The 13,894-nt window shown below is 49.2% G+C and carries 11 protein-coding genes and 1 pseudogene; 5 read left to right on the top strand and 7 right to left on the bottom strand.

The window, feature by feature from the left end:
* Positions 1-275 precede the first annotated feature (275 nt).
* The 4 genes from L0U89_RS14155 to L0U89_RS14140 form a co-directional block, all read right to left on the bottom strand.
* Entirely contained in the window at positions 276-1,172 is an 897-nt protein-coding gene (locus tag L0U89_RS14155; protein ID WP_234862103.1) for a hypothetical protein, read from the bottom strand.
* 436 nt (positions 1,173-1,608) lie between these two features.
* Positions 1,609-1,857, bottom strand: a complete 249-nt coding sequence (locus tag L0U89_RS14150) for a hypothetical protein (protein ID WP_234862102.1) — start codon at positions 1,855-1,857, stop codon at positions 1,609-1,611.
* 32 nt (positions 1,858-1,889) lie between these two features.
* Positions 1,890-3,017, bottom strand: coding sequence for a rhomboid family intramembrane serine protease (locus L0U89_RS14145; protein ID WP_234862101.1), 1,128 nt, complete (start codon positions 3,015-3,017; stop codon positions 1,890-1,892).
* A 366-nt stretch (positions 3,018-3,383) separates the two neighbouring features.
* On the bottom strand, positions 3,384-4,190 hold the full coding sequence (locus L0U89_RS14140) for a helix-turn-helix domain-containing protein (RefSeq protein WP_008630304.1): 807 nt from the start codon (positions 4,188-4,190) through the stop codon (positions 3,384-3,386).
* A gap of 70 nt (positions 4,191-4,260) precedes the next feature.
* Here L0U89_RS14140 and L0U89_RS14135 point away from each other — a divergent pair, with 70 nt between their 5' ends.
* From L0U89_RS14135 to L0U89_RS20630, 5 genes and pseudogenes are all read left to right on the top strand, one after another.
* Positions 4,261-5,013 carry an ImuA family protein gene (locus tag L0U89_RS14135; protein ID WP_234862100.1) on the top strand — a complete coding sequence of 251 codons (753 nt, stop codon included), beginning with the start codon at positions 4,261-4,263 and terminating at the stop codon, positions 5,011-5,013.
* Complete coding sequence (locus L0U89_RS14130; RefSeq protein ID WP_234862099.1) at positions 5,006-6,508, top strand: Y-family DNA polymerase; 1,503 nt, start codon at positions 5,006-5,008, stop codon at positions 6,506-6,508. Before L0U89_RS14135 ends, L0U89_RS14130 begins: the two co-directional genes overlap by 8 nt.
* Before the next feature lie 11 nt (positions 6,509-6,519).
* A complete protein-coding gene (locus L0U89_RS14125) occupies positions 6,520-9,738 on the top strand; it encodes an error-prone DNA polymerase (RefSeq protein ID WP_234862098.1) in 3,219 nt (1,072 codons plus the stop codon).
* Between the two features lie 272 nt (positions 9,739-10,010).
* A complete protein-coding gene (vap15, locus tag L0U89_RS14120) occupies positions 10,011-10,247 on the top strand; it encodes a type II toxin-antitoxin system VapB15 family antitoxin (protein ID WP_234862097.1) in 237 nt (78 codons plus the stop codon).
* A pseudogene (locus L0U89_RS20630) lies at positions 10,168-10,644 on the top strand (putative toxin-antitoxin system toxin component, PIN family). Before vap15 ends, L0U89_RS20630 begins: the two are co-directional and overlap by 80 nt.
* A 69-nt stretch (positions 10,645-10,713) precedes the next feature.
* Here L0U89_RS20630 and L0U89_RS14115 read toward each other — a convergent pair.
* The 3 genes from L0U89_RS14115 to purD all read right to left on the bottom strand — a co-directional run bounded on the left by L0U89_RS14115 (position 10,714) and on the right by purD (position 13,889).
* A complete protein-coding gene (locus tag L0U89_RS14115) occupies positions 10,714-11,157 on the bottom strand; it encodes a gliding motility lipoprotein GldH (RefSeq protein WP_234862096.1) in 444 nt (147 codons plus the stop codon).
* A 1-nt stretch (position 11,158) separates the two neighbouring features.
* Positions 11,159-12,463, bottom strand: coding sequence for a PSP1 domain-containing protein (locus L0U89_RS14110; RefSeq protein ID WP_234862095.1), 1,305 nt, complete (start codon positions 12,461-12,463; stop codon positions 11,159-11,161).
* Between the two features lie 127 nt (positions 12,464-12,590).
* Complete coding sequence (purD, locus tag L0U89_RS14105) at positions 12,591-13,889, bottom strand: phosphoribosylamine--glycine ligase (protein ID WP_234862094.1); 1,299 nt, start codon at positions 13,887-13,889, stop codon at positions 12,591-12,593.
* Positions 13,890-13,894 lie beyond the last annotated feature (5 nt).

Raw genomic sequence — 13,894 nt, 5'->3', positions numbered from 1 at the left:
CAAAAAAGTGGACCATGCCCATCCGAGACTGGGGTATGATCCTAAACCAATTTATGATTATGTTTGAAAACCGTCTAAAACTATAACCAATCCTAAAATCAATTTACACACTTCTCGGGATAGTGTCATCCCTTGAAAAAAGCCGCATGTTTTCTCAGCACACCTATTTCTAGGACCTGGGAATCCAGGAATTTCAGTTCGGGATTTTTCCATGAAATAAGGCGCGACCTATCGCCGAAACTCGGTAGTAAAGTCTACTCAATTGGCACCAGTTATTAATCAGTCCAGTTTTCAATTGTTCCATCTAAATTAAACCAAATCTCTACATAAATTTCTTCTTCTATCGGTTCACCGTTTCGTTTAAGAATGTCAAAACGCAATTTAGATAGAGCCTTTTTTATTGATTTGACACAGTGATTGAATTCTCTCTTTGTATCCCAATACTCGTTGATTGATTCTATAGTTTGAAAATCGGTCATTACCACATTGGTTATTTTTCCATTTTTCCCAATTATGATTGTATATCTTTCTCCACAGTCGAATTTGTCAAGTTTAGTCCATTTGTAATTCCTTATTTGGTCAAACAAAATGTTACTGATTGAATCTCTCTCAATTCTATCTAATCCGTTTTCTACTTCTATGTAGTTCCTTTCGTCACTAAAGTCAATTATTTTTCCCTGTTTTATTTTCATAGAAGTTTCATAGAGGAAGACTCTTTCAAATACTCCATCCCAACGTAACATTTTGTTGTCTTTAGAATTTGATGGAAAACTGAAATTCCCACTATACCAGTCGATAAAGACTTTGCCGTTTTGGACTTTATCCCCGAATAAATCTTTGATATAGTTTTCGGGATGTCGATTTTTGTTATTCAAGGAATTACAGTTGATGATTGAGCTAACAAACAAACTATCGTTTTCAATTATGTAAATGGCTTGATAACCTCTCCAACAATTTAAAGAAGTTCCTAACTGACCGTCAATTGAGTTTCTAAAACTCAAATTGAATAATCTACCTTCATCATCTTTCCGAGTTTGAAGATATTGTTCAACCAATAGGTTGTATATTGGAATTGTGTCGTTTTTGTAAATGACGTAATCAGGAACTTGATGACTTGCAATTAAATTGGTCAAGATCAAGGTTGCAAAAATTGCTGATAAAGTCCATTTCATATTTCTTCGTTCCAAATAGTACTAACTTGTTTATAGTTAAATGCCTGTGGTGACTTGCCATCTAAAAAGGGCAGATAGTCATAGGTTTTGGGTTTTTAGAAAAAGTCTTCAAAAGGACTTCATTCCTTTTGAAGACTTTTTCGGCTTGAGCCCATATCTCAAAAGCTATCAGGATCTTGGTTTTGCTGGAGTTGAGTCCCCAAAGTTCCTGAATATACACCAATGATATCCCATTTTCCAATAAGTGAGTAGCTTAGTTGTATCGAGCGAGCACAGATGAATGGTTTTTTAATACCTGCTTTCATTCAATTTTTGCTGCACTCTTGTGGACACAGTTCGCGATTCGGTGTTCGGCGTTCATCATTCTTGATTCTTTTTTTTGAATTAAGAATATCGAATGTTGAATATCGAATGTTGAATATCGAATATCGATCTGTTATCCCCTTCTCCACTCCTTGATTTCTGTCTGCATGTCGCGGACCATGCGGGTCAGTTGGCGGATATCGGTCTCGGGTTCGGGGATTTCCCGGCTGGTATAGGCATGGAACCTCCAGATTTCCAGCACTTCCTCCGCCGGCACGGTATAAGGCTCAAAGAGGGGATTGAGGGACTGCAGCAGCAGGCTGGCATCGGGGCGGACGGTCACGAGCTTGAAGACAAAGTCCTGCTGTCCTTTCAGGATCACCACGCAGGGAGTCTCAACTTTTTCGAGCCAAATTATCTTAGTTGTTTAAAGATCATTACTATTCCTCCGAGTAAAATCAAGACAGATAAAATCCCTAAGCCATTGATTAAAAAAGTCGGTTTATATGGAATCATATTGTTCTTTCTTCTAATCATAATAGTTCCAGCAATCATTCCTCCAATCAATCCGCCACCATGTGCAGCATTATCAATTATTTCGGTTGCCGAAATACCAATGATAGCTGTAAGAATTATAGCATTTAGCATTGACTTAATAATATTTCTTGGAATATTATCCCTTAGTTTGAGGCTGATCACAAGAATAAAACCTATAAGTCCCATAATGCCCCCTGAGGATCCCACAGAGGTGACATTTGGCAATAAGATTAAACTAAAAAAACTACCTAATAAACCAGAAAACAGAAATACTATTGCGAAAAATGAAAATCCAGCAATCCTAATTACCATTCGCCCAATGACATAAATTGCAGTTGCATTGAAAAAAATATGCAACAAACTGCCGTGTAACAAGGTACAAGTCAGCAGTCTCCAGTACTCTCCAGCCAAAGTCTTGGATTTAACAAGTCCAGCCGATTCAACAGAGTTTTCTATTCCGGAAATAAACTGAACTAACGTTATTAATACTAGAATTCCTGCGACAATAAAAATTGATACAACCCTTTTTTGGTTTATCCAAAAATCAAACTTTATCTCGGATGATTCTCTAAAATAGTTAAGTTCGTTAATTCTATGCAGATAGAATAGTTCAAATAATCCATTCAACACCGGAATCAAGCCAAATACCAATAAGTTAAATTTACCAGACCTATTAGACCAGAATCCACCATCGGATGTCAGACTAAATGAAAGCATTAATCCTCCGAATAAAACGATATATAAAAGCCCAAAGTGCAAGCTATTTTTAACAGAACTCTTTTTTCTTCTCAAGACAGGTTGCAAAGTTTCGAAATCTGAACCTGGGAGAATAAAATTGTCATTGTAGGGTGTCGCTACAAACTTGACATCCTCACTTTTTTCAATAATTTCCAAAAGTTCCTCTCGAGTACACTTAATAGGTTTATCATTAGATTTGAGAATGTAAGCATATTCAATCTCCGGTTCCTTTTTTGGAAACTCTATTTGTTCATCCCAGTTCTTCATGATTTATACTGCTGACTTAGCCTTGCCACCAAAGTCTTGCTTTCGATAATTAATTGTTGAAAGCATTCGTTTATGGTGTACCTTCCAAAATATTGTTGGAATATTTCCTATAAAACTAAGTAATTTTTCACAACTATAGAATTATCCATCCACCATTTTTTTCGATCCATCCCTCGTCCCATCGCGGGCGAAGTCCCTGTTTTTCATTTGATGTTTTGGGCATTTCCCTTATCCAATCGCTTATCGCCAATCCCTGTTCCCATTCCCCATAGAAGAGCCGCTCATTCATCATTGTAAATTCATCATTGTGAATTCATTGAATTAAGAATATCGAATGTCGAATGTTGAATATCGAATATCGATCTGTTATCCCCTTCTCCACTCCTTGATCTCTGTCTGCATGTCGCGGACCATGCGGGTCAGTTGGCGGATATCGGTCTCGGGTTCGGGGATTTCCCGGCTGGTATAGGCATGGAACCTCCAGATTTCCAGCACTTCCTCCGCCGGCACGGTATAAGGCTCAAAGAGGGGATTGAGGGACTGCAGCAGCAGGCTGGCATCGGGGCGGACGGTCACGAGCTTGAAGACAAAGTCCTGCTGCCCTTTCAGGATCACCACGCAGGGAGTCCCCGGGGCGATGCCCGTCCAGTCCTCCACGTATTGGGCCGTGATGTCCGCGCCCTCCGGTACGGGCAGCATCGAGTCCCCCTCGGAGGGGAATATGCGGTAAGTGCCCTGACGGGGAAGGTTGGGCAGGGAGTACTTGGGCAGGGAGGCGATGAACTCGGGGTCATTGTACCCGGCCATATAGCCGGCCTTGGCCTTGATGGGCACATACTCCACGTGCTCCTTGTTGTCCCGGTCCACGCTGATGGCCAGCACGCGGAGGTTGCCGCCCTTGATATAGACATCGTTGCCCGCCTCGAGTTCGCGCAGCTTCATTTCCCCCAGCTTGGACAGGTCCACTTTGATCAGGCTGTCGATGCTGATCCCAAAAAATCCCGAAATCCCCACAAAATCCTCCGGCGAGGGGGCCTTGGTCTGACCCGATTCCAGGGCGTTCCACTTGGACCGGGTGAGGCCCAGTTTGTCCGCGATATCCTGCTGCGTCAACCTGCGTCGTTCGCGCAGCAGCTTCAGGTTGGAAGCGAAAAAATTCCTTGCCTTTTCCATTCCGAATTGATATTATTAGAGTCTAACATTTGACATTATTAGTGTCAAATATACGATTTCAACGAATACCATGGAAACAATTTTGGAAAAAAGCGAAATAATCCGGCAACTGAGGGAAAAGATCATGGGATTGGAGGGATTCAGCAAGTCATCGCCCCATCCTTTTGTTTCCTTTGGCTTGGGGCCCCTGGAGGCGGCCTTTCCGGGAAATGTCTTCCCCACGGGGACCATCCACGAGTTTATCAGCCAAGAGTCGAGCTCCGCGGCCTCGACCAATGGCTTTATCGCCGGCCTCTTGGGACTGCTGACGCAGCGGGGCGGCTATTGCCTCTGGGTTAGCCACCGACGCAGCCTTTTTCCCCATGGGCTGAAGTACTTCGGCCTGGCGCCCGACAGGCTCATCTTCGTCGATGTGCCGAGAAAAAAGGACATTCTCTGGGTACTGGAGCAAGGCCTGAAATGCCCTGCGCTGACCGCCGTGGTGGGGGAGCTGCAGGAGCTCAGCTTTACCGAATCCCAGCGCCTGCAGCTCGCCGTGGAGCGGAGCAAGGTGACGGGTTTTCTCCACCGCTGCCAGCCCCGCCAACAGCATGCGCTTGCCTGTGCCACCCGCTGGAAGATTACCCCCCGGCAGAGTGAACTGGAGGAGGGAATGCCCGGATTGGGACATCCGAGTTGGCGGGTGGAGCTCTTGAAAGTCCGCAACGGCAGGCCCGGCAACTGGCTTTTTGCTTGGGAAAATGGGCGGTTCAGACACCTGCCTTCCTACCAAATCCCTACTATCCGTCCGGGTATATCTACAGGAAGCCAACGCTATGCATAGACGGTATTTATCCCTGTGGTTTCGTCATTTGACGACGGACAGGCTGGCTATCAGAAGGCCCGAACTTCGGGACAGGGCATTTGTGACTGCTGCACCCGAGCGGGGGAGGATGGTGGTCAAGGCAGTCAGCGCGGCGGCGGCCCCTCTCGGGCTGTTTCCGGGGATGGCCTTGGCCGATGCCCGGGCGGTGTTTCCGTCCTTGCAGGTCTTTTCCGACAAGCCTGATTGGCATCAAAAGCTCTTGAGGGGGCTTGCCGAGTGGTCCCTGCGCTATACGCCCGTGGCCTGCATCGATCCTCCCGATGGGCTGGTGTTGGATATTTCGGGCTGTCCGCATCTTTGGGGAGGGGAGCGGCCTTACCTCAAGGATATTGTCGGCACCCTGCGGGCCAAGGGCTACCGTGTCCGGGGGGCGATTGCTGATACCGTCGGCGCGGCTTGGGCGGTGGCGCGCTATGGGGAAGTGTCGCCCATCATCGGGCCGGGCTCGCAGCGGGAAGCCCTACTGCCACTTCCTCCGGTGGCATTGCGTTTGGATGCCGATATCTTGCAGCGTTTGACCAAGCTTGGCTTCCGTCAGATCGGGCAGTTTTTGGATATGCCTGCCGGGGCTTTGCGCAGGCGCTTTGGGGACAAGCTGCTCCTGAGGATAGGGCAGGCCTTGGGTACCGAGCCGGAGGCTTTGCAGCCTGTGCAGCCCCTGGAGCCCTACTTGGAGCGCTTGCCCTGCATGGAGCCCATTTCCACGGCCACGGGGATCGCGATTGCCTTGAAGCACCTTTTGGACAAAATCTGCGCCCGACTCTCCAAAGAGGGAAAAGGCCTGCGTACGGGCATCTTCAGGGGCTATCGACTGGATGGCAAAGTCGAGCAGGTGGCCATCGGTACGAGCAGGGCCTCACACAATTCCGGGCATCTTTTTCGGCTGTTTGAATTGAAAATACCCTCCATCGAGCCGGATTTGGGGATCGAGCTGTTTGAGATCGAAGCGCCACTGGTCGAGAAAGTCGTCGAGGGACAGGAGGTGCTTTGGCAGGTGTCGGGCAGGGACCATGTGGTCGTGGACGAACTCCTCGACAGGATAGCCGGGAAAATAGGCATGCAGTCCATCCGCTGCTACTTGCCCCAGGAGCATCATTGGCCGGAGCGCTCGATCAAGGAAGTCCCCTTTTTGGCTGGGCAGGGTGCGGGTGATGTGTCTTGGCCGATCCAAGCCCCCAGGCCCGTGCAACTCCTTTCTCCTCCCGAGCCGATTGAGGTGATGGTACCCTTGCCGGACTATCCTCCGCTGCATTTTCGGCACAGGGGGACGATTTTCAGGATTGTGAAGGCCGATGGACCCGAAAGGATAGAGCAGGAGTGGTGGCTGCAGACCGGCCCACCAAGGGACTATTACTGTGTGGAGGATGAAAGCGGCGCCCGCTATTGGCTGTTCAGGCTAGGACTCTATGGACAGGGTAATCCACAGTGGTTTTTGCATGGTTTTTTTGCTTAAAAATCAATCCCATGAACTACGCCGAACTACAGGTCACGAGCAATTTCTCCTTTCTCCGCGGAGGTTCACATCCTGAAGAGCTTATTGATCGGGCTGTGCACTTGGGGTACAAGGCTATTGCTGTCACCGACCGCAATACCATGGCGGGTATCGTCCGGGCACATGCTGCTGCCAAGGGGAAGGACATCCGCTTTATTCCCGCCTGTCGGCTGGACCTTTTGGATGGGCCGAGCCTGCTGGCTTATCCGAGGGACAAGGATGCGTACAGCTTGTTGACGGCTTTGCTGACGCTGGGGAATATGCGTACCGAGAAGGGCAAGTGTGATTTGTACAGGGAGGATGTATATGCGCATGCCAAGGGGATGAAGTTTGTCGTAGTGCCGCCCGATTCCCTGACCGGAGATTTCCAGCTTGATCCGGCATTTGTCAAGGCATTGGAAAGCTACCGGGAGGCTTTGGGCAGGGAACTTTACTTGGCTGCGAGCTTTTCCTACAACAGTCAGGACCACAAGCGCCTATACCGACTTGTCCAGCTGGGCGATAGGTTGGACATCCCGCTTGTCGCCACCAACGATGTCCATTACCATACGCCTGAGCGCAGGGAACTGCAGGACGTGCTGACCTGTATCCGGGAAAAGTGCACGATCCAGTCTGCGGGGTTTCGCCTGCATGCCAATGCGGAAAGGCACCTGAAACCGATCGACGAGATGTACCGGCTGTTTCGGGACTATCCCGATGCGATCCTGCGTACCCAGGAAATCGCCGAGGCCTGCCAGTTTTCCCTGGATCAATTGAAATACGTGTATCCCGAGGAAATCACGAGTGAGGGACGCACACCGCAGGAGGAGCTGCGGCACCTGACTTGGAAAGGGGCGAGGGAGCATTTCGGGGAAAATATTCCCCCGAAAGTCAAAAAGGATATCGACTATGAGTTGGCCTTTATCGAGCGAAAGGAATATGCTTCCTACTTTCTCACGGTGTATGACTTTGTGCATTTTGCCAGGAATAGGGGCATCCTTTGCCAAGGAAGGGGCTCAGCCGCCAATTCGGTGGTTTGTTTTTGTTTGGGGATTACTTCGGTGAATCCTTCCAAGTTCAAGCTGCTCTTTGCCCGCTTTATGTCTGACGAGCGCAATGAGCCGCCTGATATCGATGTGGATTTTGAGCATGAGCGGCGGGAGGAGGTCATGCAGTATATCTATGGGAAATACGGGCGTGACCGGGCCGGCATCGTGGCCACGGTCACGCAGGTGCACTGGAAAGGTGCCGTGCGGGATGTGGGCAAGGCCATGGGGCTTTCGCTGGATGCGGTCGATAAGCTCGCCAAATCCCGCTATGAGCTGACGGAGGAATGGCTGGCCGGAAATACCCTTTCGTCCCAAGGCTTTGATCCCCGCGATCCGCATCTCCGCAAGGTCATCGACATCACGCAGCAATACATTGGTTTTCCCAGGCAGCTTGGACAGCATACGGGGGGATTTGTGATCACACGCGACAAGCTGTCGGGACTTTGCCCCATCCTCAATGCCCGAATGGTGGACCGTACCTGTATCGAGTGGGACAAAAACGACGTCGATGCCCTCGGTTTTCTCAAGGTGGATGTGTTGGCCTTGGGCATGCTTACCTGTATCCGCAAGGCCTTTGATCTCGTCGGGCAGCACTATGGTCCTGAGCTGACCCTTGCCAATATTCCCCAAGACGACCCCAAGGTATATGACATGATTAGCCATGCCGATACGCTGGGGGTATTCCAGATCGAAAGCCGGGCGCAGATGTCCATGCTGCCGCGCCTGAAGCCCAAGACCTTCTATGACCTGGTGATCGAAGTGGCCATCGTGAGGCCGGGGCCTATCCAAGGGGATATGGTGCATCCCTACCTGAGGAGGCGGAGTGGCAAGGAGCCCGTGGAATTTCCCTCCAAGGAGTTGGAGGAAATACTGGGCCGTACGCTCGGTGTGCCGCTTTTTCAGGAGCAGGCCATGGAGATAGCGATCGTGGCGGCGGGTTTTTCACCCTCGGAAGCGGATGGCTTGCGGCGCAGCATGGCTACCTTCAAGGCCAAGGGCCTGGTCAGCCAATGGGAGAAAAAGCTGGTGCAGGGTATGGTCGCCAATGGCTACACGGAGGAGTTTGCCAAGCGGGTCTTCAAGCAGCTTGAGGGGTTTGGGAGCTATGGTTTCCCGGAGAGCCATGCGGCCAGTTTTGCGCTGCTGGTCTATGTATCCTGCTGGCTCAAGTTCTACTATCCCGATGTCTTTGCAGCCGCCCTGCTCAACAGTCAGCCGATGGGCTTTTACCAGCCTGCCCAGATTGTGATCGATGCCCGGAAGCATGGGGTAGAGGTACGGTCCGTGGATGTCAACCATTCCCTTTGGGACAATACACTCGAAGAGCAGGTCGGAAATTGCCGTGCGATCCGATTGGGTTTCCGACAGGTAAAAGGACTTCAGCAGGAGCAGGCCGAGGCGCTGATCGCCGCGCGGAGGAAAGCCTATACCCACATCCTGGACTTGGCAAATGCAGGCGTATCCTTGGGCACGCTCGAAAGGCTCGCTGAGGCAGATGCCTTCCGATCGATGGGCTTGGACCGCAGGCAGGCGCTTTGGGAGGTATCGGCCCTGCACGATCGCCCAGTGGGGATGTTTACCGGACAGCTATCGGAGAGTTCAAGGGAAAAGGGGATCGTTCTTCCCGGAATTTCTCCCATGGAGCATGTCTTGCAGGATTATGCCACGGTTTCACTATCCCTCAAGGCGCATCCTGTGAGCTTCGTGAGGGATAGCTTGGAGCAATTGCGGGTGACGACCACGGCCGGATTGGGTAGTTTGAAAAACGGTGCGGCAGTCAAAGTTTGCGGCCTTATTACGATGCGGCAGCGGCCCGAGACGGCAAAAGGGGTGTTGTTTGTCACCATCGAGGATGAGACGGGTTTTGCCAATCTGGTCGTTTGGAATGATGTTTTTGAAAAATACCGACAGGAACTCCTCCAATCCAAACTGCTGATGGTGAGCGGTAAGCTGCAGGTCGAGGGCGAAGTCATCCACGTTGTCGTGCATACCTGCCACAACCTGACGGGATTGGTCCGCTTGGCTACCGAAGGGCGGGATATCGGATCTGTCCGCGCCAGAAAGTCTCCCCATCAGAAAACCTCGGACAAGGACCTTCCGCTGGGCCAAGGAGCGCAAAAAAGCTATCAGGGAGAGTTGTTTCGGTCGAGGGATTTTAGGTAGGGGATTGGAAGATTGGGAAATTGAAAAATTGGAAGATTGGAAAATTGGGTTTGGAAAGTTGTAAGGTCGGGGGATTGGAAGATTGGGTTTTAGGTTGGAAGGTTGAAAAGTTATTGAGTTAAAAAGTTATTGGGTTATTAGGGGTTTTACTTCTGTTTTTCATGTCGATGTTTGTGATTGGGTGTCTTCTGATTTCATATTTGGGGCTGTGATGCTTTATGGATTTTCTGTGTCTGGGGGTTTTGATTGCAAAATTTATTAATTTGAGGATTATGAAATCTGGAACATACAATATCGACTTGGAATTCAACCAAATATTGGACTTGGTCAGGCAACTGTCCAAAAAGGAGAAATTACGCCTATCGAGGGAGCTTGAAAAGGAGATTATCGACGGAAAGTTGACATCCCTACTAGAGGCCTTTAAGACGGATGATCTTGACCAAGAAACAATCGACAGGGAGGTGGAAATCGTTAGATCCGAGCTATATGCCAAGGGAAAAACCACGTAAAATCATCGTCGATACCAGCATCTGGATCAGTTTTTTAATCGGAAAGGAACTCCAATACCTCAAGGATCTAATTCTTGATGAAAAAATCAAGATCATCACATGTGATCAGTTATTCGATTAAATCAGATTGGTGACATTGCGTGAAAGCCTCAGAAAATATTTTGACAAGGAAAAAGTCGGAAACTTACTCACGCTTCTTGAAATTTTATCCAGACGGGTGAATATCAGTATAATAGAAAGTCATTGCCGGGATCCTAAGGACGATTTTTTGCTGGCGCTATCAAGAGAAAGTCGCGCACATTATTTGATTGCAGGCGACAAAGACCTTTTGGAATTGAAAAAGTATGGAAAAACAAAGATATTGACAGTAAGGCAGTTCCGGGATGTTATGATTTGAGCCGAATGTTTAATTGTTGCAAATCTTCATTGAATCTTTGATTTTAAACAATTTTCCCTGACAGTTAGGCTATTTCTTCACCACTTTCACGCCGACTGCCTCGATGCCTTGTAGTGTATCTACCCGCATGTACTGCAGCAGTTCGATGGTGGTGAAGGCCTGGGATATCGGAAGGGTGTCGTATTTGGTGAATGTGCTACCGAAGCCTTTTCCCAGGGGTTTGCCCGACGCACTTTCAAAAAGCGGTACATCCATCAGCTTGCTGTCGATGGTTTGGCCAAGGCTGTCTTGAATGGTATAGCGCACGTACAGGTTTCGGTAATCGTAGTCGTTGTTGTACTTGACGCCCAATACGACTGCGAATTTTTCTTCATCGACATTAGGTTCAAATTTCACCGTATCCACGACTTTCCATTCGCTGCTGTTCATTCCTTTGTATTCCTCAAAAATCCTGTCTTTCTGACAAGCTGCCAATAGCCCGCATAGTGCCAGCAATAATCCAGTCTTTCTCATTTCAGTCAGCCTTGTTTTGATCGCCCCGATTTTGGTTGTTTCCGCGATTGTTGGGGTTGAAGCGCTTTTTGTTTTTCTTTTTCTTTGGCTGGTTGGGGTCCTGTACATTTTCCCTTTTGGCGACCAAAGGCGCATTGGGATCTTTTTGTTCCGGACGCTGTGGGGGAGGCCCCTGTCTTTGTGGCGGCCTATTTTGTCCTCTGTTGCCCTGCTCGCCCTCCTTCTTCGGCCCCCTCATTTCTTGAGGCGGTTTTGGGGCATTCGCATTGGTTGGAGTACCACCTTGTGGTTTGGGTTTCTTTTTCTTGTTTTTCTTGTTTTTGGAAAACTTCTTGTCCAGCATTTCCAGTTCCATGTTGGATTTGGAGATCTGCAGATCCATTTCCGTGGTCTCGTTGCGGTTGAGGTCTGTTGGGATGATGCCTTTTTTGTTCAACTCCTGGATTTCGGCCACGCGCTCGCAGGTGATGGAATGCCAGTTGTTTTCATTGTTGTAGCTGAACCACATCAATTTCCTGAAGATGTCTGTTTTCTGAAGCTTGGCGGGTCCGATGCCTGTCTGCAGGGGTTTATCGACTTCGGGGATGTCGCTCAAAGCCGCCATGTAGGTATCCAACTCGTAGTTGAGGCAGCACTTGAGTCGGCCGCATTGCCCCGAGAGTTTGGTGGGGTTGAGGGAAAGGTTTTGATACCTTGCGGCGGAGGTATTGACGCTTTTGAAATCGTGTATCCATGTCGAGCAGCAGAGTTCCCGTCCACAAACGCCGATGCCGCCCAATCTTCCAGCTTCTTGTCTGAGGCTGATTTGGCGCATTTCGACCCTGATTTTGAATTCCGATGCCAGCATTTTGATCAATTCCCGGAAATCCACTCGGTCTTCGGCCGAATAGTAAAAGGTGGCTTTGGAGTTGTCCGCTTGGAATTCGACATCCGAAAGCTTCATGTCGAGTTTGAGCTCGTCCACGATTTGTTTGGTGCGGTAGAGGGTAGGGATTTCTCGGTTTTTGGCCTCCTCCCATTTGTCCAGATCCTTTTGGGTGGCGATGCGGTATATCCTGAGGATATTGTCGTCGTTGCGGATTTTCTTTTTCTGCATTTGTAGACGTACCAACTCGCCCTGCAGCGATACCCAGCCGATATGGTGTCCATTTGGTACATCTACCACGATAGGGTCGCCTGTAGTGAGCGAAAGGTTGTCCACATTGCGGTAGTATTCTTTTCTGCCGCCCTTGAATTTGACCTCGACGATATCAAACTTGTCGACTGTTGGGATGCCCATATGGGACAGCCAGTCGAATGAATTCATTTTATTGCAATCGCCCGTCCCACACGCTCCGCTGCTGCAGCCGGAGGTTTTTCCTGTGGTGGTTGAACATGTTCCACATCCTGCCATAATCTATTTCCATGGGGGATTACCCCTCGTAGTTTTGGGTTTAGTTTTTGTATTTTAAAATGTCTTGTCCGATATCCCGGCGGAAGTAAGCGCCTTCCCAGGAGATTTCGGATACCGTGGCGTAGGCGTTTTCCAAGGCCTCTTGGATTGATTCGCCCATTCCGGTAATGGCGAGTACACGTCCTCCGTTGGTCAATACTGCGCCGTTTTCCCCAAGCTTGGTTCCTGCATGGAATATCTTAGCGCTTTCTTTTTTTGATGCTTCGGGAAGACCGTGAATGGAATGCCCTTTTTCGTAATCGCCTGGATAACCTCCCGCTACCATGACGACCGTGGTGCAGGTATGGGGAAGGATTTCGAGTTTGTAATCGTCAAGGTTTTGTGTTCCCATGGCCAGTAGCAGATCCACGAAATCGCTCCCGATTCTGGGCAGTACAGCCTCTGTTTCGGGATCTCCCATACGGACATTGTATTCGATGACATAGGGGTTTCCTTTGATGTTCATCAGACCAATGAATAGAAAACCGACAAAGGGGATATTGTCTTTTTTCAGACCTGCGACGGTCGGCTTCACGATTCTCTCCTCTACTTTGTGTAGAAATGCTGCGTCTGCAAACGGAACAGGACTGACTGCACCCATGCCCCCAGTGTTAAGGCCGGTATCTGCTTCCCCGATTCTTTTGTAATCTTTTGCTTCCGGGAGAATCCTGTAATTCAAACCGTCCGTTGCCACAAATACAGATAACTCTATGCCATCGAGGTATTCTTCCACCACGACTTTGTCGGAGGCTGCGCCGAATTTGCTTTGGAGCAGCATTTCTTTGAATGATTCGATGGCTTCTTCCCTGGTAGTGCAGATCAAGACACCTTTTCCTGCAGCGAGGCCGTCGGCTTTGAGCACGATTGGAAGGGAGTGGGAATGGAGGTAGTCCAATCCGGCATCTATTGTTTCCTTGGTAAACGTTTCATAGCCTGCGGTTGGAATCCCATGCCTCTGCATGAAACGCTTGGAGAAGTCCTTCGAACCTTCGAGCTGTGCGCCAAGTTTAGGAGGGCCGACGACAGGCAAATTGGAAAGTGTGGGATGGTTTTTGAAGTAGTCCGAAACGCCTTTGACTAATGGCTCCTCGGGTCCGACGACAATCATGTCGATTTGGTTTTGGAGGACAAATGCGGCCAATCCTTCAAAATCAGTCGGGGAAATTGCGACGTTGGTAGCGATCTCGGCTGTGCCCGCATTGCCTGGAGCTACGAAGAGTCGGTTGCATTTTGGGCTGTTTACAATCTTCCAAGCGAAGGCGTTTTCGCGGCCCCCGCTGCCTAATAGCAATATATTCATCAATC

The organism is Mariniradius sediminis (assembly GCF_021491425.1).
GTDB classification, from domain to species: Bacteria; Bacteroidota; Bacteroidia; order Cytophagales; family Cyclobacteriaceae; genus Mariniradius; species Mariniradius saccharolyticus.
Note: the sequence above shows the minus strand (reverse complement) of the source record. Positions and strands in the feature narration are given on the sequence as shown.